This window comes from Hallella colorans, assembly GCF_003096815.1.
Lineage (GTDB): Bacteria > Bacteroidota > Bacteroidia > Bacteroidales > Bacteroidaceae > Prevotella > Prevotella colorans.
Genome location: NZ_QENY01000010.1, coordinates 73,626 through 95,550 on the forward strand (window position 1 = coordinate 73,626; position 21,925 = coordinate 95,550).

At 48.5% G+C, this 21,925-nt stretch carries 19 protein-coding genes and 1 tRNA gene; 8 read left to right on the forward strand and 12 right to left on the reverse strand.

The annotated features are described in order from the left end of the window. The first annotated feature begins 92 nt into the window (after positions 1 to 92). Positions 93 to 863, forward strand: coding sequence for an inorganic diphosphatase (locus C7379_RS06505; protein WP_116616552.1), 771 nt, complete (start codon positions 93 to 95; stop codon positions 861 to 863). A 126-nt stretch (positions 864 to 989) separates the two neighbouring features. After that, the gene (locus C7379_RS06510) at positions 990 to 1,670 is read left to right on the forward strand and encodes a hypothetical protein (RefSeq protein WP_116616553.1); all 681 of its coding nucleotides are present in this window, start codon (positions 990 to 992) and stop codon (positions 1,668 to 1,670) included. 75 nt (positions 1,671 to 1,745) lie between these two features. Here C7379_RS06510 and C7379_RS06515 read toward each other — a convergent pair whose 3' ends face one another. The 7 genes from C7379_RS06515 to rsmA form a co-directional block, all read right to left on the reverse strand. Beyond that, complete coding sequence (locus tag C7379_RS06515) at positions 1,746 to 2,063, reverse strand: heavy metal-binding domain-containing protein (RefSeq protein ID WP_116616578.1); 318 nt, start codon at positions 2,061 to 2,063, stop codon at positions 1,746 to 1,748. Positions 2,064 to 2,127: 64 nt separating this feature from the next. Beyond that, positions 2,128 to 3,282 (reverse strand): tRNA 2-thiouridine(34) synthase MnmA, encoded by a 1,155-nt coding sequence (mnmA, locus tag C7379_RS06520; protein ID WP_116616554.1) that lies wholly within the window; start codon positions 3,280 to 3,282, stop codon positions 2,128 to 2,130. A gap of 176 nt (positions 3,283 to 3,458) precedes the next feature. Continuing rightward, positions 3,459 to 3,749, reverse strand: a complete 291-nt coding sequence (locus C7379_RS06525) for a hypothetical protein (RefSeq protein ID WP_116616555.1) — start codon at positions 3,747 to 3,749, stop codon at positions 3,459 to 3,461. A gap of 330 nt (positions 3,750 to 4,079) precedes the next feature. Next, the gene (gene rsgA, locus C7379_RS06530; RefSeq protein ID WP_116616556.1) at positions 4,080 to 5,018 is read right to left on the reverse strand and encodes a ribosome small subunit-dependent GTPase A; all 939 of its coding nucleotides are present in this window, start codon (positions 5,016 to 5,018) and stop codon (positions 4,080 to 4,082) included. A gap of 148 nt (positions 5,019 to 5,166) precedes the next feature. After that, a complete protein-coding gene (frr, locus tag C7379_RS06535; protein ID WP_116616557.1) occupies positions 5,167 to 5,727 on the reverse strand; it encodes a ribosome recycling factor in 561 nt (186 codons plus the stop codon). A gap of 93 nt (positions 5,728 to 5,820) precedes the next feature. Then, positions 5,821 to 6,291, reverse strand: coding sequence for a GAF domain-containing protein (locus tag C7379_RS06540; RefSeq protein WP_116616558.1), 471 nt, complete (start codon positions 6,289 to 6,291; stop codon positions 5,821 to 5,823). Between the two features lie 19 nt (positions 6,292 to 6,310). Next, positions 6,311 to 7,105, reverse strand: coding sequence for a 16S rRNA (adenine(1518)-N(6)/adenine(1519)-N(6))-dimethyltransferase RsmA (rsmA, locus tag C7379_RS06545; RefSeq protein WP_116616559.1), 795 nt, complete (start codon positions 7,103 to 7,105; stop codon positions 6,311 to 6,313). 1,046 nt (positions 7,106 to 8,151) lie between these two features. Here rsmA and C7379_RS06550 point away from each other — a divergent pair. The 5 genes from C7379_RS06550 (at position 8,152) to C7379_RS06570 (ending at position 14,969) form a co-directional block, all read left to right on the forward strand. Then, positions 8,152 to 9,141, forward strand: a complete 990-nt coding sequence (locus C7379_RS06550) for a lysylphosphatidylglycerol synthase transmembrane domain-containing protein (RefSeq protein ID WP_116616560.1) — start codon at positions 8,152 to 8,154, stop codon at positions 9,139 to 9,141. 34 nt (positions 9,142 to 9,175) lie between these two features. Then, positions 9,176 to 10,630 carry an aminoacyl-histidine dipeptidase gene (locus C7379_RS06555; protein WP_116616561.1) on the forward strand — a complete coding sequence of 485 codons (1,455 nt, stop codon included), beginning with the start codon at positions 9,176 to 9,178 and terminating at the stop codon, positions 10,628 to 10,630. A gap of 328 nt (positions 10,631 to 10,958) precedes the next feature. Further along, the gene (locus C7379_RS06560; protein ID WP_116616562.1) at positions 10,959 to 11,885 is read left to right on the forward strand and encodes a magnesium transporter CorA family protein; all 927 of its coding nucleotides are present in this window, start codon (positions 10,959 to 10,961) and stop codon (positions 11,883 to 11,885) included. A gap of 168 nt (positions 11,886 to 12,053) precedes the next feature. Then, positions 12,054 to 14,060, forward strand: coding sequence for a DUF349 domain-containing protein (locus C7379_RS06565; RefSeq protein ID WP_116616579.1), 2,007 nt, complete (start codon positions 12,054 to 12,056; stop codon positions 14,058 to 14,060). 303 nt (positions 14,061 to 14,363) lie between these two features. After that, a complete protein-coding gene (locus tag C7379_RS06570; protein ID WP_116616563.1) occupies positions 14,364 to 14,969 on the forward strand; it encodes a glutathione peroxidase in 606 nt (201 codons plus the stop codon). Between the two features lie 74 nt (positions 14,970 to 15,043). Here the strand turns inward: C7379_RS06570 and C7379_RS06575 are convergent, their stop codons facing one another. The 5 genes from C7379_RS06575 to C7379_RS06595 all read right to left on the reverse strand — a co-directional run bounded on the left by C7379_RS06575 (position 15,044) and on the right by C7379_RS06595 (position 21,200). Continuing rightward, a complete protein-coding gene (locus C7379_RS06575; protein ID WP_243406733.1) occupies positions 15,044 to 15,772 on the reverse strand; it encodes a M15 family metallopeptidase in 729 nt (242 codons plus the stop codon). A 93-nt stretch (positions 15,773 to 15,865) separates the two neighbouring features. Next, a complete protein-coding gene (locus C7379_RS06580) occupies positions 15,866 to 17,503 on the reverse strand; it encodes a hypothetical protein (protein ID WP_243406734.1) in 1,638 nt (545 codons plus the stop codon). Between the two features lie 76 nt (positions 17,504 to 17,579). Further along, the gene (locus C7379_RS06585) at positions 17,580 to 19,763 is read right to left on the reverse strand and encodes a TonB-dependent receptor (RefSeq protein WP_243406735.1); all 2,184 of its coding nucleotides are present in this window, start codon (positions 19,761 to 19,763) and stop codon (positions 17,580 to 17,582) included. 149 nt (positions 19,764 to 19,912) lie between these two features. Beyond that, positions 19,913 to 20,236: a hypothetical protein gene (locus C7379_RS06590; RefSeq protein ID WP_133241878.1), complete on the reverse strand. Its 324-nt coding sequence runs from the start codon at positions 20,234 to 20,236 to the stop codon at positions 19,913 to 19,915. Positions 20,237 to 21,129: 893 nt separating this feature from the next. Further along, positions 21,130 to 21,200, reverse strand: a tRNA-Gln gene (locus C7379_RS06595). Positions 21,201 to 21,542: 342 nt separating this feature from the next. On the opposite strand from C7379_RS06595, the gene rsfS reads away from it, so the two are divergent. Further along, complete coding sequence (gene rsfS, locus C7379_RS06600; protein WP_116616567.1) at positions 21,543 to 21,902, forward strand: ribosome silencing factor; 360 nt, start codon at positions 21,543 to 21,545, stop codon at positions 21,900 to 21,902. The last annotated feature ends 23 nt before the right edge of the window (positions 21,903 to 21,925 follow it).

Sequence of the window (21,925 nt, forward strand, 5' to 3'; positions counted from 1 at the left end):
ATCGCAAACAGAACGCTACCATAATGGCTTATGGTAAAAAAGACAACGAATCGTGGGTGTAGTTTCGATTACACCCACATTTATTTTAAGATATGATGAATATTTCCAAAGCTATCAAGGCATACAACAAACAATGGCAACACAACGCCGTCGCACCGCCAGAAACAGGCGACCGGGCTTTCTCGCCGCATGCCGTATTGTTCGACATGGATGGGGTGCTCTACAACTCCATGCCCCATCACGCCGTAGCATGGCAAGAGGCGATGGCTCGTTTCGACCTTGACATGACAGCGGCGGACGCTTACGCCACCGAGGGGGCGCGTGGAATTGACACCATCAGAATGTTTGTCAAGCAACAAAAAGGCAAAGAAATATCCATTGAAGAAGCACAAAAGATATACGATGTAAAGACCGAAATTTTTCACAGTATGGGCGAAGCGCCCATCTTTGATGGCGTGATGCCATTGATGCAAAAGATTAAAGCCTGTGGCATGCGTGTCTGTATTGTCACCGGCTCTGGACAAAAGCCACTCATTCGGAGGGTGGCTCGCGACTTCAAGGCATTTCTGACAGAAAGCGACATCGTTACCGCCTACGACGTAAATCGAGGGAAACCCCATCCAGACCCATATCTCATGGGGTTAGAAAGAGCAGGTGATTTGCGTCCTTGGCAAGGCATCGTGGTAGAAAACGCGCCTTTGGGCGTGCGCGCCGGCGTGGCCGCGAAGATATTTACAGTGGCCATCAACAGCGGGCCTCTTCCAGACAGCGACTTGCTTGACGAAGGCGCCAACTTATTATACGCGACAATCGCCGACTTCTGCAACGACTGGGAAAACTTAGCTAAATGTTGCGCGCCATAGCCATCCACAACAAGCCATGCCAAGCTCCGTATGCGTTAATGGCTGGCACATGAGGGTATCCATAATATAAAAGTAGTTAACAGACCTGTCATTTATCATCTTAAAACACTATATTTGTATATTATTATGAGAGGCGTATGTGTTTACATATTGTTAATTGCCTCATTAGCAGCCAATGCTCAAGGGCAACCGGAGCCATCGAGAAAATTTGTCGTGGCTGACATGGAAACGCGCGTGCCCATCCGAAACGTCATCGTGGCTTGGGGGAAAAACGGCCGAGATACCACCAACTATCGCGGCGTGTGCCACATTCCCGACAAATTCGACACGCTAACCGTGTACAAAGCCAACTATTTGACAGAGCGGTTGTCATACAGAGAGGTGAAAGACACCACGTTTTTGCTGCCCAATCACAACCGTATCAACGAGGTGACAATTTGGGGAAAAGACAGGAAGAGAGAGCTGCAAGACAATGTCAACGATTGGACAAGGCAGAGAAACGCGCCGCCCGCAAACTCAGGGGGCCAGATTGTGGTAACTTTTGACATGGCCAGATTGTTGGACAAACGTTACCAAAGAGACCAAAAACAACTACAAAAGGTACGTAGCACTTTCAACCAAATGGACAAATACGACGACGACCCCATCGTAAACGCCTATAAAAAAGAACTCGAGGAACGTCGGCTTGCGGCTGAAAGAGCCAAAAATTTGGAGGAACAGAAAAAGAAATCGCGCCAAGAAGGCCAGAAAGCCATAGAGGAAAAGAAACGCCAAACCGAGAAAACGGCCACGCGACTGGAACGGTAGGATACGAAAAACGCGCCAGCAACACATGGTCTCACGTGTGTCTTAGGCGCGTGTCATGTCTATCAGGGGCATGGGTCAAATCACCACGGCCGTTCCGCTCGCTGTCACCATAAGCATGGAATTGTTAGCGCCAATGGTCTCATAGTCAAGGTCTATGCCCACGATGGCATTGCCACCGAGTTGCCGGGCACGCTCTTGCATCTCCGCAACGGCCGTGTCTTTGGCTTGCCGCAGCACTTTCTCGTACGAGCCACTGCGCCCACCGATGATGTCTCTTATACTTGCGAAAAGATCCTTGAAAGCGTTGGCGCCGATAATTGTCTCACCAGTCACCAAGCCTTTGTACTCTAAAATGCGACGCCCCTCTATTTGAGGCGTGGTTGTCAAAATCATTTCCATAGCATGTTTTTTTTGTTAAATATAAATTGATAGCCGTCTATAACGGCATTTCAAACTATCAAATCGTTATCTCGGCCGACCCAAAACATCGATGGTGGTGCTCATCGTAAATCACGCAAAACTGCCCCGGGGCCACGCCATGAATTTTGTCAAGCGAATGAATCATGGCCTCACCACCGTCCAACACCATACTCTTGCTTGTCATTTTAAGATACCCAAGGTGGTATTCGGGAGTGTGCCTAATCTTAAACGTGACAGGAATATAACCCTCGGGCAGTTCGCTCCGTTCGAAATCTCCAACATGCAGCGAGGCTCGCCCGTCACGTTTGGGCGTTTCCGTGAGCCAGTGCAGGTCGTGAATCTTGAAGTCTTTCTTGTATGCGGAGTCTGGATTGTAACCATGACTGACATACAAAATATTACGCGCCGCATCCTTCTTCACCACAAACCACGGCCCGCCGCCAAGGCCAAGCCCCTTGCGCTGCCCGATGGTATGGAACCAATGGCCCTTGTGACGACCCACCAAGCGTCCCGTTTCAAGCTCAATGATATAGCCCTCAAGCTCTCCAACGTATCGTCGCACATACTCATTGTAGTCTATATTGCCCAAGAAACAGATACCCTGCGAGTCTTTGCGGCGAGCATTGACAAGGTGCTCTCGCTCGGCGATTTGGCGCACCTCGCCCTTCTCGTAGTGCCCTATGGGAAAGATAGCCTTGCGCAATTGCCAACCCTCTATCTGCGCGAGAAAGTCGGTTTGGTCCTTCACGGGATCCGGACTCGTGGTTAGCCATTTTTTACCGTCTATCCATTCGGTCTGCGCATAGTGCCCCGTGGCGATAAGATCGTATTGCCAACCCATCTTCTCATGGAACGCCCCGAACTTTATCAAGCGGTTGCACATCACGTCGGGATTGGGTGTATAGCCCGCCTTCACTTTTTCCATGGTGTAACGAGTCACCTCACTCCAATACTCCTTGTGGCAGTCAACCACCTGCAACTTGCACCCATACCGAGCCGCGACAGCCGTAGACATCTCCATGTCCTCTTCAGAATTGCAATCCCACGCCTCTTTCTCCTCAGGGCCAATACGTATGTAAAAACAGTCGGGACGAAGCCCACGACTCGCCAACTCGTGCACCACCACAGAACTGTCAACGCCACCCGAAAGCAGAACAGCTATGCGCTTATCTTTCAACTCATCTATGTTCATAGATGCAAAAGTACCTCTTTTTGCGCTCATGCCCAAGAATTTTTGCACCGTTTGACATATCCTTTTGCATCTATTTCCACAAAGAGAACAATGGTTTCTCGCCTTTTTATCATCCCATTCTTACCTCATCAATCGTTCAATCGTACCTTTGCGTTACCACGCGACCAATCTAATGCTCATTCATTCAAGCTACTATTGCGCGCGCATCGACGAGCGAGCCAATCCCTGCAAGCTTCTCCCGGCGCCTCTACGACGACCCCATAGTTCCCCTCCACTGGGCAGACGCAAAAAAATAAACCCATGGGCATCTCCATGTCACTTTGGCCAGCGCGCGCCTCAAAGCCAGTCGCGCCCCATCCCCATAGCCTAACGGCGGTTTGTCGCCGCGCCACCATATCGTCGACAACGACATGCGCAAGACGCGCTTTGGCCTCGATGGCCGCTCGTGCCATGAGAAAACTCGCCATAAACAGCAATAAACGGCAGAACGTCGTGTTGGTTTCGTAGCTTGGAATAGCATGGGGGCGAATTAGGGTAAAAGCTGGAGCTTTATTGTAAAGGATGGTATTGTTTGGGCAAAACATTTATATCCCTCTGCCACCAAGCCATCCACCACATACCACACATTTGGCATGGACAGCCGATTGAATCAGAAAGACATCAAGAATAAATCACAAAAACAGAATCTCCGCGCGCCATCGCTTTAGCGTAAAAGCATCTGGCGTTAGCCGTTTTTGCGTAGCGTAAGCCCCTTTGCCACCTTTACCCGAAAAACGCAAGCTTTCAATATTTGCCCGCTATCTGTATTTGCCCTCCTCTTTATCTTCCAACATGCCGAGATAGCTCTCGTATCTTGAGGCCGCGATGTAATGCTCTTCCACAGCCTTCAGCACGGCACAGTTTGGCTCGTGCGTATGTGTACAATTGCTGAAACGGCAATCCTTTGAAAATCTAAATATTTCTTTGAAATAGCCTGTAATCTCCTCTGGGTTCATATCAAACGTGCCAAAGCCCTTGATACCGGGCGTGTCAATGATATATCCACCGCAAGGCAGCTCGTGCATTTCCGAATAGGTGGTGGTATGAACGCCCGTATTGTGAGCCGCACTTATAGCCGCGACCCGCGCTTCGGCGTGTGGAACAAAAGCGTTGAGCAACGTCGACTTGCCCACACCACTGTTTCCTGCGAACAGCGTCACTTTGTCTCTCAGCAGCTCAAGCAGGGAGTTGAACCCTCCGGTCGTACCGTCATCCTGATTGATGGCGCAGACCTGATGACACTCGTAACCAATATTGGCATAAAGCTCCATCATCATTTGCTGATAGCGCAACTCTTCATCGCTCAACAGGTCCACCTTGTTAAACACCAGTACCACAGGAACTCGATAGGCTTCGGCCGAAGCGAGGAAACGGTCTATAAACGTGGTGGAGGTCTCTGGGTAATTGATTGTGACCACCAAGAACGCTTGGTCTACGTTTGCCGCCAATATATGGCTCTGCTTAGAGAGGTTGGACGATTTGCGGATGATATAGTTCTTACGGTCTTCTATCTCCGTAATGAATGCCGTACCCTCGGCATTTATCACTATCCGCACATGGTCTCCCACGGCCACAGGATTGGTGCTCCGAATGCCTTTTAGCCTGAAGTTTCCCTTTATCTTGCTCTCCACCACTTTGCCGTCATCGGTTTTCACGGTGTACCAAGAGCCTGTATTCTTAATGACCAAGCCACGCATAAGCAATCTTTAATTCAAAATACATATTTCAAGATTCTAATTTCGCTATTCGACGAAGACACAACGACAGGAAAGGCAAATCATCATTTGCCACCCTGCATTATGAAAGCATGGCTCTCTTGAATAGGCATTAAGCATTAGAGCCACATTATATGGTCATAATTTCCTTCTGCTTTTCAGCCAGTGTGTCATCCACTTGTTTGACGTACTTGTCATGCAACTTCTGCAACTCGTTCTCGGCGTCCTTGCCCACATCTTCCGAAAGACCGTCCTTGACAGCCTTCTTCAATTTGTCTTTGAAGTCAGAGCGTATACCACGTATTTGCACTTTGGTCTGCTCGCCCAACTTGTTGCATTGCTTCACCAATTCCTTGCGGCGTTCCTCAGTGGGTTGTGGCAGGTGCAAGATGACCATCTCGCCATTGTTCTCAGGCGTAATGCCTACGTCACTGTCCATGATGCCTTTTTCCACATCTTGTATTTGCTTGCGATCCCAAGGCTTGATGGTAATGGTGCGAGCGTCTGGCACAGAGACCGTAGCCACTTGGTTAAGTGGCACCACCTGTCCATACGCATTCACACGAACACCGTCTACGATAGCCGCATTGGCGCGACCGGCGCGAACGCGGGCCAAATCTTCTGCCAAAAACGACGCGCCTTTCTTCATCTTCTCCTCGGCACTCTTGAGGGTTTCTTTTACGTCTAACATATTATTATAGTATTAAAATTCTTCCTTACAAATATAAAGATTATTTTCTGATAGTGCAATAATTTTCGTAAAAAACAGCTTTTATCATGGTTTTTACGGTCGCAAATGGGCGGAGAGCAGCGTTGCCACACCCTCCAACCCCTCTTTGTCGGTCTCGTCGAAAGCATCCGCCATCGCGCTATCCACGTCTATCACGCCCCAAACCGTTCCGTCGCGGTCGAGCATGGGTACCACTATCTCAGACCTTGACAGGTCACTGCAAGCTATATGCCCGGCAAATCGCTCCACGTCTGGCACCACGATGGACGCTCCGCGCGCCCATGCCGCTCCGCAAACACCTTTTCCGCGCTCTATGCGAAAGCACGCCACCGAGCCTTGAAACGGGCCCAACAGTAAAGCGTCGAGCCTCACCAGATAGAAGCCTACCCAGAAAAACCGCTCTGGGAAAGTGTCGCGCAGCAGGGCGGTCACGTTGGAGAGCACCGCCGTTTCGTCATGCTCGCCGTCAATAAGCGCTTCCATCTGCCGGAGCAGCAGGCTGTACGCTCGTTTGCGTTCGCTCATAATTATATCTTTAGGTTTATCATTTCAACTGCTCCGCCACCATGTTGGTAAGCTGCACAAACTGTGCGACATCCAACTGCTCAGGCCTTTTTGTCATCATGTCACGCCCAAAAAATTCCACGCCCGGCAACGTCTCCTTGTTGAAAAGCTGCCTGAGCGACACCCGTAGCATCTTGCGTCGCTGATTGAAAACCGTCTTGACCACTCGCCTGAACAGCGTCTCGTCACAACCAAGGTCGGTCACCCCATTGCGCACAAGGCTGACCACGGCGCTCTTCACCTTAGGGGGCGGGTTGAAAACGCCCTCGTCTACCGTGAAAAGATAGTCCACGTCATACCACGCTTGCACCATCACGCTCAGTATGCCATACGCCTTATTGCCAGGCTTCGAGGCCATCCGCTGCGCCACCTCACGCTGAATCATACCCGTGCAACAGGGTATAAGATCCTTGTATTCGAGCATCTTAAAGAATATTTGCGACGAGATGTCATACGGATAATTGCCCGTAAGCACAAATGGTCTCCCCTCAAAGACATCGCTAAGATCCATCCTGAGAAAATCGCCCTCGATAATACGCTCCCTCAACATGGGGTAATGCTCATGCAAGTAGGCCACGCTCTCGGTATCTATCTCCACGGCCTTCACCTCGCGTGGCTTATCCACGAGAAACTGCGTGAGCACGCCCATGCCGGGCCCAATCTCTAAAACTGGAATGGAGGGGCATCGATCCACAGTGTCGGCAATACGTTTGGCTATGTTAAGGTCGGTCAGAAAATGCTGGCCTAAATTTTTCTTGGGCTTTACTCGATACATGAACAACAGTGATATTAATGCCACAAAAATACAAAAAATAATATATAAACCGTGCGCATGGATGAAGATTTATATACCACTTACACAAAGAAAAAGCTGAAACCGACATAATCGATTCCAGCTTGGTTATATACTTTTAGCACTTAGTGCTTATTCTTCTACAAAAAAGAGAGGGTTATTTTTTTCCCTCAACCATCTTGTCCATGATTAATGCCAATGAAGAGGCACCAACAAAAGAGGCCATGGCCAATGTGATAAATGTCATCATACTCATAATTTTTTCCTTTCTTATTTTTTATTTGTTATCCTTTAGCCACCCGCTGTGGCTATTATCCTGACTGTCTTTCCTTTTTTTCTTAAGACGATGCAAAGATAATCATATTTTCTGTGTTCGCAAACAATTCTCGTTTTTAAGGTCTAAAAACATCGCTTTTATTGACAAAAATCAAGCAGGTTGACATAAGACAAGTGGCATTTCACACACAGCGCATGCAACCAAACATCATAAATGTAAATAAATAGTCATCAAAAAAGCACACGCGCAACACACCCTTTTAGCGACGCAAAAGACTGACCAAACTGTTAAAACGGCATTTTTTTATGTTTGCCCCACACCCTCCAACATGCCATTAGTACTTATTCGCCAGCCGTTTAGACTCTAATTGGCTTGCGTTTCGAACCTAACGAGATGACGTTTAATGCTTAATCGCAATGGCAATAAGGCCTAATGGCAACATGGATAACGTACAATCATAGCATGAGGACTGCACAATCTTTATATATCGTTAATTTACAGACTATTAAGAAAGTCGTCCATTTTTCTCGTATTTCGGAGCGACAGAAGGTTGGCTTGTAAATACGCGAAATATGAGAGGGCTTTTGTCAGCTATTTTCAAACCTGCACTTCACATTGCGAGCAGGTTTCCTCACACTCCCAACAACCACGAAAGAAAAGGCTAAAAGTAGTGCCCAACAGTGCGCCAGACAAGAAAAAAAAGTCATTTCTTTTGCGATTCTATCTGATTTGCCGTATCTTTGTGAACAGAATGGAGATGAGAAAAGCCATCAATGACATTTCGAAGATAACACTGTCACTGTGTTTGGGCGGCGCGATTCTTTATTGGATGTATCGCAACTTCGACTTTAATCGCGTCAGTCACGTGTTGACTCACGAGATGAACTGGTGGTGGATGTTGCTCTCTTTTCCGTTCGGCATATTGGCCCAAGCATTTCGTGGGTGGCGATGGCGACAGACTTTGCAACCGCTTGGCGAACAACCTCGCGGCGTGGTTTTGGTCTCTTCCATATTCATATCTTACGCCGTCAGCCTTATAGTGCCACGCATTGGCGAGTTCGCACGGTGCGGCACGCTGAGGCGATGGGACAAGGTGTCGTTTCCGAAAGCGCTGGGCACGGTGGTCACCGAGCGCGCCATCGACTCTCTGTTGCTGCTCGTCATCATCGCTTTGACGCTGTTGTCACAGTTCGCTGTCTTCGACAAGTTTTTCCAAAAGACCGGCACTCGCTTTGATGAGATGTTGGCAGGGTTTACCTCTACGGGCTGGATGGTCACCGTCGCATGCGCGTTGGCGGTGCTCGCGCTGCTCTATATGCTGGCGCGCAAACTGTCTATATATAAAAAGGTGGTGGAGATGCTCAAGGGATTGATGCAGGGTGTCATGTCGGTGAGAGAGGTCAGGAACGTACCTTTGTTCGTTTTCTTTACATTGGCGATATGGGCCAGTTACTTCTTGCACTATTATCTCACGTTCTTCTGCTTCGAGTCCACAACGAGCTTGGGATTGGATTGCGCCATCGTAACATTTGTCGTAGGTTCGCTTGCCGTGGTAGTGCCCACGCCAAACGGAGCCGGGCCATGGCATTTCGCCGTGAAAACCATGCTCATACTCTATGGCGTGACAGCCAACGACGCCCTGTTCTTCGTGCTCATCGTACACAGCGTGCAAACACTGTTAGTAGTGCTTTTGGGCCTGTGTGGATGGCTTACATTGAGTTTTACACCTAAAAAATTATAAAAACATTATCTATTAACTTCTAAATTTAATATGTATGAGTGAAATTAAAAATTTGCAACCCGCTGCCATCTGGCGCAACTTTTACGCTTTAACGCAAGTACCCCGCCCATCGGGACACCTTGACAAGGTGCAGAACTTCCTGTTGGACTTCGCCAAGAAAGCTGGCGTAGAGGCCATGAAAGACCCCGCGGGCAACATCGTGATGCGCAAGCCGGCCACCCCCGGCTATGAGAACCGCAAGACCGTGGTGCTACAATCGCACATGGACATGGTGCCACAAAAAGCCCCCGACAGCAAGCACAACTTCGAGACCGACCCCATCGAGACCTACATAGAGGACGGATGGGTGCACGCCAAGGGCACCACGCTCGGCGCTGACAATGGTCTGGGCGTGGCCGCCATCATGGGCATCATGGAAGACAAGAGCCTGAAGCACGGCCCTGTGGAAGCCTTGATCACCGCCGATGAGGAGACAGGAATGTTTGGAGCCAATGACCTGCCCAAGGGAGAGCTAAAGGCAGACATTCTGATGAACCTCGACTCGGAGACTTGGGGCAAGTTTGTCATCGGTTCGGCAGGCGGCGTGGACATCACCGCCTCATTGGAATACAAAGAGATGGAAAACGACCAAGAGGCCGCCGTCAAAGTCACATTGCAAGGTCTGCGTGGTGGACACTCTGGGCTGGAGATACACGAAGGTCGCGCCAACGCCAACAAAGAGATGGTGCGATTGGTACACAAGGCTGTATCTACGCTCGGCGCACGATTGGCCTGCTGGCATGGAGGCAACATGCGCAACGCCATACCGTTCAAGGCTGAAGTGGTATTGGCATTGGCCAAAGATAAAGTGAAAGACTTGAAAAAACTCGTCGAAGAGCAGCGCGCTGCCATCGAAGACGAGTACAAGACCATCGAAAAAGGCGTGGAACTCTTTGCCGAAGAAACAGAAAAACCACAGTATATATTGCCCGAGGAAATCCAAGACAACCTCATCGACGCCATCTACGCTTGCCACAACGGCGTGCTGCGCATGATACCCGCTTATCCAAACGTGGTGGAAACATCGTCAAACCTTGCTATCATAGATATCAACGAGGGAAGGGCCGACTTCAAGATCTTGGCGCGTTCGGCTCGTGAGGACATGAAAGAATACCTCGCCACCCAACTGCAATGCTGCTTTAACATGGCTGGCATGAAGGTGGAATGTAGCGCCAGCTACGGCGGCTGGGACCCCAATCCTGACAGCGAGGTACTAAAGATGCTCATGCAAATATACCGTGACCAGAATGGTGAGGACGCTATCGTACAGGTTGACCACGCCGGGCTGGAATGCTCCATCATCCTCGGCAAATACCCCAACATGGACGTGGTGAGCTTCGGTCCCAACATTCGTAGCCCTCACACAGCGGGCGAACGCTGCGAGGTGGCCTCATGCGAACCGTTCTGGAAACTGCTCGTCAAGGCCCTGGAAGAAGTTCCAAACAAATAAGACGCACGCTAATATCAAACATATAGCGTCATTATGGCAGGCTCTTCACGCAATGGACAGAGCCTGCCTTTTTTTATCATAAACCACACACATGCGACCCTCAAAAAGCGATGACATGGCGCGTGAAACATCTTTTTTACACCGTAGGCTCGTTTTTATTTATATTTTTGTTTGGCTTTACACTATATTTTACGTACATTTGCACAGCAAAATCAATTTTTAACGATTATATGGACGACTATCACGCCGAAAACTTCAACTATTAGCGTGAGGATTACTCTCTGAGAGTTAATCCCCACAAGTGTTTAATACAAGGAGATTGACTACGATGAGAACATTCTGGAACATAGAGAAGAGCCTGAAATCAATTGCTGAATGGCAGCCCAACTGCTGGATTCAGGTGACCTGTCCGACCGACGAGGACCAACGAGAGTTGGTGGAACGATTCAGCATACCCGACTATTTTTTTAGCGACATTAGCGATACCGACGAGCGGGCGCGCTATGAATACGACGACGGATGGATGTTAATAATCCTCCGTATACCATACGTCAAAGAGATAAGAAGTCGCACACCATACTCCACCGTGCCGTTGGGCATCATCCACAAACGTGACGTAACCATCACTGTGTGCTTCTATGAGACCAACATGATGATTGATTTTGTGAGCTTCCAACAGAAACGAGGTGAAGGCTTTACGGATTATGTGGACATGATTTTCAGACTTTTCCTCTCCAGCGCGGTGTGGTACCTGAAACGTTTGAAGCAGATTAACACTCTCATCGAGAAAGCCAAACACAACTTAGACAATGAGGTTAACAACGAGAGTCTTATCGGATTATCACGCCTGCAAGACTCACTCACCTACTTCATTACGTCCATTCGGGGCAACGAGAACTTACTGCAAAAACTGAAATTCAAACTCCAAGTGGATGAGTTGGACGCCGACCTTATAGAGGATGTCAATATTGAAATGACACAAGCGAGAGAGACTACCAATATCTATTCGGATATATTGGAATCGACAATGGACACCTATTCCAGTATCATCAACAACAATATGAATACCGTGATGCGTACCCTCACGTCGGTTTCAATCATCATGATGTCGGCCACGTTTGTGGCATCGCTCTATGGCATGAACGTGATAAACGGATTGGAAAAAGCCAGTTGGGGTTTTGTAGCCACGCTTTTTATCTCATTCTTGGTAAGCACGCTATGTTGGTTCATTCTGCGATACAAAAGATTATTATAAAATGGAAATAATAAAAAAACGGTTTTTTATTAGGAATTTACGTTTTTTTTATATAAGTTTGCACACCATAAGTATACATAAATGATTGGCATGACGTGTGGCATACTGCTGAATGTCAACGACATGACCATGAAAGACCCAAATCATCAACTTTTAAAACAGTTAAAGATGGACTCTCAAGACAAGGCCCAAGAGCAGATAAGGGAAGACGAGGAACAAAAAATGGTTCAACCTTCTACTGATATCGAAAACCAAAACAACGAGCCTACCCAAGATGGCAAACCCGTTGAGGAAACACTCGCCAACACAGAAACAACAACGCCAAAAGTCGAGGAGGAGAAGCCAAAAACGCAGGAAAAGAATCCAGCGGAGCAACTACCAGCCAACGAAAACAACACTACCAATTCTGAAAAGGAAAATGAGAGCGCTGAGAGAAAAACCGAAAAGAAAGTTTATTCCTCCAAAAAAGAAGTGCTCGAACGCATCAAAGAAATAGCCAAAAGTGTGGAAAGTCCGGACAAAGACGAAGTAGACACCTTGAAATCTTTGTTTTATAGGTTTCATATTGCAGAGCGAGAGCAACACCAAAAAGACTACCTTGAGGCTGGTGGAGACCCTGAGAAATATGTCATCACACCTGATGAGGATGAAGACTCCTTCAAAGCGGAGATGCAAATAATCAAGGAAAAAAGAGCCAAAATTTTTGAAAAGCAAGAGGCAGAGAAAGCAGAAAACCTCAAAAAGAAACTCGATATCATAGAGAAAATAAAAGGAATGGCAACGTCTCCAGACGAGGCAAACAAGTCATTCAACGAGTTTAAGGCCCTGCAACAAGAGTTCAAAGATATCAAGGCTGTGCCACCCGAAAAAGCCAATGAGGTGTGGCGCAACTACCAACTGTACGTGGAGCGCTTTTACGACCTGCTAAATCTCAACAGGGAAGCACGCGAATACGATTTCAAGAAAAATATTGAGATGAAGACAACACTCTGCGAAGAAGCCGAAAAACTTGACGAAGAGCCAGATGTGGTAAGCGCGTTCCATCAATTGCAAGAGCTTCATGCTCAATATCGCGAGATTGGCCCGGTAGCCAAAGAGTTACGTGACGAGATTTGGGCACGATTTAAAGCAGCCAGCACCATTATCAACAAGAAGCACCAAAAACATTTTGAAGTACTTCGAGAAAAGGAGAAAGAAAACCTTGAAAAAAAGACAGAGCTGTGCGAAAAGGTAGAAAACATTACCAAAGAAGATAACAAAACTGCCAGTGATTGGGAAAAGCACACCAAACAAATAATCGCCATTCAACAAGAATGGAAGACCATAGGCTTTGCCCCTCAGAAAATGAACGTGAAGATATTCGAGCGTTTTCGAGCTGTCTGCGACGACTTCTTTGGTCGCAAAGCCGAGTTCTTCAAGGGCATGAAAGAGCAGTTCGCGGAGAACGCCGAAAAGAAAAAGGCATTGGTAGAAAAGGCAAAAGCCTTGACCAACTCTACCGATTGGAAAGCTACTTCGGACAAACTTATAGCCCTGCAAAAGGAGTGGAAAACCATCGGTATGGTACCAAAGAAACAGGGAGACAGGCTTTGGAATGAGTTCTTGACGGCTTGCAACCATTTTTTTGAGGCTCGAAACGCAGCTACATCAGATAGCCGCCATGAGCAACGCGACAACTTAAAAAAGAAATATGAAATCATAGACAAACTCAACACGCTTGCCGAAAACGCTACCGAAAACGCCCAAGAACAGGTTCACCAGCTCACCGAGGCGTACAATAACGTGGGGCATGTGCCTTTCAAAGACAAAGACAAGATATACAAAGCATATCACGACGCCCTCGACAAAGTATATAATGAGTTGCATATTTCTGTCGCAAAACGCAAGTTGGATAATTTTAAAAACAGCTTAAAGAGCGTTGCCAAGCGTGGCGAAGATGCCATGGACAACGAACGAGGCAGGCTGGTGAGACGTTACGAGCAACTCAAACAAGACATTATCACTTATGAGAACAATCTCGGTTTCTTGAATATCTCGAGCAAAAAAGGCAACAGCCTTGTTGACGAGATGAACCGAAAAGTGCAAAAACTCAAAGACGAGGTCGAATTGGTACGGGAGAAAATAAAAGCCATCGACAATCAAGCCAAGGAAGAAGAAAAAAAGGACGAAGCATAAGATAACTTCCACCATGGAATGACGACATCCGCGACACCGATAGAAACGGCGTGGCGGATGTCTCGTTTACATAGCTGCTTCGATGCCATTAAAGTAACCGCCTGGGAGGATTGACCAAGCTTTCCCCTGCCATTCGCACCCATAACTCTCCCTTCAATCACCATTTCACGCCAAATCCAAAATCAATAACAAAGCGGTATCCATAAAAGAATGTCTTTTTTACCATCTTTCACAGTGTTTGTCACCGAATTTTTGGAAATATATTTATCTTTGTGACGGATAGTCACTTAAAATCAAATTGAAATGAAAAAAACACTCATCACACTCTCCTTGTTCTTTATCGCGCTCAACATCTCGGCGCAAAACAGCATTTTTCAGCACAAAGTGAAAGACGCATCAGGGCAAATGACAAGTCTCTACCCATACGAAGGACAAGTCATACTCATAGTAAACACGGCCACACAATGTGGTTTCACGCCACAATATTCAGAGCTTGAGGCTCTCTATCAAAAATATAAAAGCAAAGGGTTTATTATCCTTGACTTCCCCTGCAACCAATTTGGCGGGCAAGCTCCAGGCTCTTATGAGGACATACATAAGTATTGCACGGCGAAATACGATATTCATTTCCCTCAGTTTTCAAAGATCGATGTCAATGGCGTCAACGCCGACCCACTATTCGTCTATCTTAAAACCGAGCGTGGATTTCAGGGATTTGGCAACGATGCCAAAGGCAAATTCATGGATCGGATGCTTCGAAAAAAAGACCCGAACTATGACAAAACGCCAGATATCAAATGGAATTTCACCAAATTTCTCATAGACAAGCGCGGCCGCGTGGTGGCTCGTTTCGAACCCACCCAACCCATCGCGGATGTGGAAAAAACCATTGTCGAATTATTAAAATAAGCCTATCGTCCCCCTCCACATTGTCAAACGCTCCCGTTTACCTGCCTTGTCGGCGAGGAAAACGGGAGCGTTCCTTATTTCTCGAAGTGTTGGTAATCTTTTAGCGAGTGCCAATCGCCACCCCAGCGAAATCCGTGTCTCACAAAAACCTTGTACAACAAGTCTCCTCTGTCTATCTTGTAGGGGAAGCCGGCACGGCGGTCACAGTATCTCAATGCGTTGGAAGGCTGCACCACAACACGCCCATCGGCATACTTTCTATAGTATGGATTATAGAGCGGATTAATGTCCACAGCCATTCCCCGGGCATGTCCCGACAGTTTTGCGGAGCCTTTCACCAGCCTGAAACAAAAGCACGTGGAGTTGTTTGCGCGCATGGACCGCTCGTCCACGGCATCGAAATCATCTATGAGACACATGCGCTCAATGGGGTATCTATGGGCGAACAGCTCACGAAAGATAGCCACCAAATCATTGGCTATCCGCTTGTTGCACACCATCTCCCCTTTTCTGATGTTACCTTTCCCGTCATAGTGTATCACCTTGAGATAGCGCAGACTGGCCCTTGGCACCTCGCAACCTGTGGGATAAGACTTGCCACGCATCCGCGCGAACACCGCGTCAGAGATTGGTTCGCACGTGAACCATTGACTGAGATTACGGTCTCTGACCATCTTCTCACTCACCACATCCCCTGCTTTCCACGGCCTTGTCGTGGTTTTCGCCGCCAAAGGCATACCGCCAAGCATCGTCAATGATAACAACAAGGTGGCAATCCATCTATTTTCTTTAATTCTGTTCATATTCATTTGCCACTATTTTCCACGTAGCAAAGGTATCGCTTTTATCCCAAACCACCGCGAAGGACAGTCGAAAAACACCTGTCCCACATGGTGTCAGAACCAAAAGCCACTATTGTCGTGCTTGGCACTACCTTTCAAGTTCCAGAAAAACTCTGCCAAACCAGCTTTGAAATCAGCCAGCCCAAAGGCGTTCATCAGCGAGCGCACTCTTTCACGGTCTCGCTCGGAAAAGCTCTTCTCATCCAAAGCAGGCGACGACAAGTCCATCGAATCGAAGTCAGCGTCAAGCTCTTTCTCATCCCAATCCATATAAACATTCACAGGAATGGCGATGGTGGGCATCCATTCCTCGTCCACCTGTTGCCGCTTCGTGGGGGCATAAAACGGCGAAGCCTTGCCCTCGGCATCCTTGGCCACCTTGGCTCGCATGAGTTTGATGTTGAGGAAGAACCGCTTGTGGGAACGCAAGAAAGTGAAATACCCCTTCAATCCCACCGGATTCTTATCGCCCGTAAACTTCGCCCCGTCAAACTTGTTGCTCTTGTCCCATGGGGTTGTGTCGCAATACACATAGTCAAAAAAACCGGGTCCGTTCACGTCGGTCTTCTCTTTCTTGCCCCCATAGCTTGGCTCTATGTCGCTTACCGTAAAAAAATGCTGGCATCGACGGTCTTCCCCATCGCTCATTAACTTTCCGGTGACGTCGTTTCCATGAGAGTCATAGTACCTGATGGCAACGCCCGTCACGCAGTACTTGTTTTTGGAGCCAATAAGGTTTACCGTCTTGGCGTTGCCATCGGCAGGCCGCCATTGTCCGTTTCTCAACTCATATACCAACTTATAATTGGCTCCCAGGTACTTGTTTTGCTTGGAATGTGGGTTTTGGTGAAAGGCGAACGTTCCGTGAAGATGCCCCTCGTAAAACACGACCACGGCTTTGGTGGGGGCGAAATCGCCCAGCTTGGGCACCTCGTTAGCTTTGGCGGGGGCGCCATCCACCTCGACAGGCAGTTTCACCACAATGTCCCACTGGCCCGTGCTCACCAGCACGTTGGCCGGCGCATAGAACGGCGAGAGCTTGTTGTTGTCGCCAAACTTGCTCTTGGCGGCATGAAGCAACTCCACAGACAGGCTGAAACGCTCTCCCGGGCGCACGAACCTCATAAGCCCCTCGAACCCCATCGGGTTATCTTTGCCCATGAACACACCGTTGCGCTCGTCAGCATAGCGATAGTCGAAAGGCAGCTTGCTTTTGTCTGTGACACGCGCCATACCCTTGCTACCGCCAAACTCAAATTCCCTGTACATCGAGAAGAAATGCTGGTGTATCTTGTCTTGCCCTAAATCGTAGAACTGTTGGTTCATCTTCTCGCCCTTGGCGTTGTAATAATCTATCCTCAACGCATACACCACGTTTGGATTGTCTTTCACGTTTTTCACTTTAAATCCCTTGGCGAGGCTTGTCACATGCCACCCCCGAGCGGCCGTAGTCTCCCACACCACCACTTGGGCGGGGGTTGAACTTGCGGTGAAGTTAGCCATTCTTGGGTCCGAGTCAAACTTGCCCAAGTCGTCCAGCTTACCCTCTTGTAGGGTGAAAACCGCCTTGACGGGGTCTTCGTGCAACTTGTTTTTTTTCTCATTTGTAGGCACGTCAGGGCTGCACGATGCCGCCCATACCGACAGCAACGACACCATGACAAGTGCCATCGCCGATTTTAACTGTCTCATTCTCATGTTGAAATGGTTTTAAATGTATTGTTAAATATTATATGTAGCACACGCTCAGGTGGGCGCCGATGGCGTGTCAAAACTTCCAAGTCAGCGTGCACCTGATATCCCTGCCCATGTCGTGGGCGTAATAGCGACTGCGGTTGGTGTATTCTTTGTATTCTTTGTTGAGCACGTTATCGCCCATGAGGGCCAGCTCCACCATTTGCCCACCTTCCGATTTCCACTCCGCTCCTATCTCAAAGCCCAGCAGGTGGTAAGCGTCAGGGGTGAAATCAACAAGGTCAGCGTCTGGATTGAAACGCGTTTGCTTGGCCACGAAGCGATGGTTTATCCCCAAACGCAACCGCAGGTTGTCGCCCACACGTGGTGTATATGTCATTTGTTGGGTCAAGCGGGCGCTTGGGATATAAGGCAAATAGTTGCCGGTCTGGCTCTCGTTGGCCCAAATCAAGGCCGTGAACACCCGATAGTCCACCTCGTTCCACGGTCTTATGTGCACGTCAACGTCCACGCCCCGGATAAAAGCCCCCGTCTGTTTGTACTGGAAAACCGGATACGCTCCGGATACCACGACGATGTTTTCGCGCGTAGGCTCATCGTAAATGTAATGGCTTACCCATTGCAGGTAGCCATCCACGCGCATGTTGAGATGCCGTGTGGCATACTCGGCGGAGGTGACCCATTTCAGGCTCCGCTCCGATTGGAGGGTGGAATCGCCCTTGACGAACATGCCGGAGCCCAACTCGTTGCCATTGCTGTAAAGCTCATACACATGCGGCGCGCGCCATGCCAAGCCCACATTGGAGGTGAAAGTCAGGGTGGTGGCGGGCCGACAATGGCCGCCCACGCTGAATGTAAGGTTGTCAAAGTGTCGCTTGCCACCATACCGCCGGCCCGTCCAGTCATAGCCGTCGGCCTCCGTCCGTTGGCAGTCGAACCTCGCGCCAGCCTCCACGCCCCATTTCTCGGCCGTGTATTTCTGCACGCCATAGGCTCCAAAAGCCACCTCCGCATAGTTGGGTATGATAGGCACCACGCCCGTGCCGCGCTCGTTGGAGTTCTTGGTGTTGAGCAGTTGCAAGCCTGCCTCGCTCTTCCAAGCCCGATAGCCTCGCTGCCATGTCAGCAGGTTTTGCAACGATTTAAGGTGCAAGCTCACCGTGGGTATGTCCGAATGGTTCATGCGCCGTATGCGGTTCTCGCGCCGGTCGTCAGCCTGAAAGGTGGCTTGCCAGTCCAATTGGCCCATCGCGCCGCCATCGTAGTACACCTTGGCGAAAGCCGTCTGGTGCGCCACTTTCTGGTGTGGATAGTCTATGGCATAGCTGAATGGCGCCACGCTGACCGGCCTGCCAAGCCTGATTCGCTCGCGCAGCAGCTCCTCGCTACCCATCTGCGCGCTTCGCATCACGCCTATCTTTTGCCAAAACAGCGCATAGCCAGCCTCCAATCGCCACGGCCCTCGACTGTAACCCATGCTCACGGAGAGGTCTCGCTCTCGCGTGCCGGTATTGTTGAGCAGGTAGCTCGCCGTGCTACGATCTCCCCCATTCTCAAACGTAGCCTGGGCGCGCCATGCCCAATCATGGCACCACGGCATGGTTCCCTCGGCGCGTCCCACCACGCCATATCGACGGCCGTTGCTGCCATAGAGAGCCGTCAAGGCGCCGTGCACGCAATCACGACCGTATGGCAGCCGGCTCCGCTCCATGAGCACGATACCCCCCAAGGCGTCAGACCCATACCTGACAGACTCAGACCCTTTCACCACCGACACGCGGTCAAAGCCGTTTTTGTCCACCTCGGGAGCGTGGTCAGGGCCCCATTGCTGCCCGGTGAGGCGCGCCCCATTGGCCATAATCAATATACGGTTGCCATACATGCCATGTATCACTGGTTTGGAAACGGTGGTACCAGTCTGTATCGAGCTTAGTCCAGAGGTGTTCTCCAGCATCGACGCCAACGATTTGCCCATTGCGCGCACGATGTCCTCGTGGTTCATGGTGGCGCTAACGCTATTGGCCGACACGGTCTTGCGTCGCGAGCTGACCACCACCTCCGCAATGGTCAACGAGTCTTTTATACGGTTAGTCAACTTTCGCTCGGCTTTTTTGGTTTCCGATACCGAGGCATGCCCATGCGCCACGGTATCCGATAGCGCAACATCACTCACGGTTTGGGCGTATGAGCGCATGCCGCAACCCATGTGCAAGCATACAAACAACACCGCAAACCGAACACAAACATTTATGTTCATTGCAAGAAAAAATAAAAAAAAAGATATTTATCAGTTGGCCCTTCAGTCATTGGAAGAACCGTCTACACACACCTCGCCCTCAATATAAACGGGATAATCGGCCCACGTACCCCATGCCAAAAAGCGGGACAGCGAAAGGCTACGAGGATTTAAGAAAGAATGGTTGGAGGAGAATGGCTGTTTATCGAGTCAACCTGACGATAAACTATTTGCGACGTAAATATGACCCTCGCCAAGCGCGACACGCTGATTGTGGGTACATAGACCATCAGTTTGGGGGCATTGGCCTTGCACATCACAAAATTGCAAATATAGCAATTGACCGACACCGAAGTTTGTTGGGCGCCATGTGCCTCTTGCTTGAATTGTGGCGCAACATCATGAAGGTGCATGTCTTTGACAAGAAGAGCCGTCATGAATGTCGTGGCCAACATCCATGCGTAAAACAATCTTATGGTCTTCTTACTTTTCATCGTTGCGCGCACATAGGCTTGCATGTTTCGAGCATGCCCTGCTTCAGAGCCCCTTTCATGCGTCAAGTTGCAAATGTATGTAAAATTAATTATTCAAGGCACATTTTTATGCGTTTAATTGCAATTTTTAAACTCCATTAACAGCCATCTCTTCAAAATACCAACACCTTTCGACCAATCTTCGAGACGCGTTTATCCAATAGACCCACAAGTCTGCGAAAAGGAGGATGCAAACAGACTGCGAGAGACGATTTAAGCCATGAAAATTTATGACAAAAGAGCTCACAGATTTCGCATATTTACAAACAAAAAGGGTATCGCACGAAAATACGCCCGTATTTTGAGTTTTCAACATCCTCTTAATATACAGATAGTTACAAATAATGAAATGTTTTTCTGCTAAAAAAGTTTTCTCATGCGTTTGCCATTAGGCCTTAATCGCGCCACGATTAAGGCCTAAACACAAGGCGTTCAAGTCTGAAACACCATGCGTTCACGGTCTTATGGAAACACGAATAGGTACCTATCGCAATTTGCCGCCTGAATGTTTGAAGACTGAGAAACGATTTAAGAAACTATTTTGACTTTTTCTGTTCTAAATCAAAGAAGAAAGATGATACACTTTTTGTGATATTTTCTAAACAAAAAAGCATAGCCAGCTTTACCTTGGGTCATAGCCGAGGAAAAAAGAAAAAGGACTACACCCTTTGGCGTTTATCAGGCACCTTGCGACAACTACCTGTCATACTACCTCGCCATGCCCACAGCGCGTGCCACAACCATGTTTTTAAGACTTACTAATAAACAGCCGAACGGCGCATGCACATGCCATTAACAAGACACAACGACAAAGGGCAACCAGTTGATCAACAACCAATTGCCCTTTGTAACAGTTGGGATACCAGGATTCGAACCTGGAATGACAGGACCAGAATCTGTAGTGTTACCATTACACCATATCCCAATTCGCGCCACAACCCAAACCTGAATTGCGTGTGCAAAGTTAGGCGTTTTTTTTTAATGAGCCAAGCGTTTGGATATCTTTTTTTATTTTACACGCAAAAAACATAACGCATTGGCTGTTTATCCATGCTCTAAAGCCATGTTATAAGATATGCCACGAATTGTCCAAGAACCGTTACAAAACCAGTCGAAAGCATGGCATCACCATGTCTAACTATATGATTTCATGTTACTAAAAAAACCAAATATTAACAGAAAATCGAACATTTCTCAATATTTACACGTAACTTTGCATTACACATATATTATAAACAAAAAAGGCAAACCTATTCAAGATTTTTCAATGACAGAAACAACAACACTCGTCAAGACCATTACCAAAGGCATCCAAGACAAAAAGGGTAAAGACATCGTTATCGCGGACCTCAGCCACATAGACGGCGCCATAGCCAATTATTTCGTGATATGCCAAGGCTCCTCACCCAATCAGGTGGAGGCTATCGCCGAGGCCGTGGCTGGTGCATGCCGCGAAGAGATGAGCGAAAAGCCCGTAGGCGTGAACGGGCTGGGCAACAACCAATGGATAGCCATAGACTTCGTGGACGTGTTAGTACACATTTTCCAACCCGAGACGCGCGAATTTTATAATTTGGAAGAACTGTGGGAAGATGCTAAATTAACCAAAATACCAAACATTGACTAATCTTTGGCATACCATTTGATAGC

Coding starts and splice junctions, on each gene's coding strand:
- C7379_RS06505 (WP_116616552.1), top strand. CDS start 93: ATGATGAATATTTCCAAAGCTATCAAGGCATACAACAAACAATGGCAA.
- C7379_RS06510 (WP_116616553.1), top strand. CDS start 990: ATGAGAGGCGTATGTGTTTACATATTGTTAATTGCCTCATTAGCAGCC.
- C7379_RS06515 (WP_116616578.1), bottom strand. CDS start 2,063: ATGATTTTGACAACCACGCCTCAAATAGAGGGGCGTCGCATTTTAGAG.
- mnmA (WP_116616554.1), bottom strand. CDS start 3,282: ATGAACATAGATGAGTTGAAAGATAAGCGCATAGCTGTTCTGCTTTCG.
- C7379_RS06525 (WP_116616555.1), bottom strand. CDS start 3,749: ATGGCGAGTTTTCTCATGGCACGAGCGGCCATCGAGGCCAAAGCGCGT.
- rsgA (WP_116616556.1), bottom strand. CDS start 5,018: ATGCGTGGCTTGGTCATTAAGAATACAGGCTCTTGGTACACCGTGAAA.
- frr (WP_116616557.1), bottom strand. CDS start 5,727: ATGTTAGACGTAAAAGAAACCCTCAAGAGTGCCGAGGAGAAGATGAAG.
- C7379_RS06540 (WP_116616558.1), bottom strand. CDS start 6,291: ATGAGCGAACGCAAACGAGCGTACAGCCTGCTGCTCCGGCAGATGGAA.
- rsmA (WP_116616559.1), bottom strand. CDS start 7,105: ATGTATCGAGTAAAGCCCAAGAAAAATTTAGGCCAGCATTTTCTGACC.
- C7379_RS06550 (WP_116616560.1), top strand. CDS start 8,152: ATGGAGATGAGAAAAGCCATCAATGACATTTCGAAGATAACACTGTCA.
- C7379_RS06555 (WP_116616561.1), top strand. CDS start 9,176: ATGAGTGAAATTAAAAATTTGCAACCCGCTGCCATCTGGCGCAACTTT.
- C7379_RS06560 (WP_116616562.1), top strand. CDS start 10,959: ATGAGAACATTCTGGAACATAGAGAAGAGCCTGAAATCAATTGCTGAA.
- C7379_RS06565 (WP_116616579.1), top strand. CDS start 12,054: ATGGACTCTCAAGACAAGGCCCAAGAGCAGATAAGGGAAGACGAGGAA.
- C7379_RS06570 (WP_116616563.1), top strand. CDS start 14,364: ATGAAAAAAACACTCATCACACTCTCCTTGTTCTTTATCGCGCTCAAC.
- C7379_RS06575 (WP_243406733.1), bottom strand. CDS start 15,772: ATGAACAGAATTAAAGAAAATAGATGGATTGCCACCTTGTTGTTATCA.
- C7379_RS06580 (WP_243406734.1), bottom strand. CDS start 17,503: ATGAGACAGTTAAAATCGGCGATGGCACTTGTCATGGTGTCGTTGCTG.
- C7379_RS06585 (WP_243406735.1), bottom strand. CDS start 19,763: ATGAACATAAATGTTTGTGTTCGGTTTGCGGTGTTGTTTGTATGCTTG.
- C7379_RS06590 (WP_133241878.1), bottom strand. CDS start 20,236: ATGAAAAGTAAGAAGACCATAAGATTGTTTTACGCATGGATGTTGGCC.
- rsfS (WP_116616567.1), top strand. CDS start 21,543: ATGACAGAAACAACAACACTCGTCAAGACCATTACCAAAGGCATCCAA.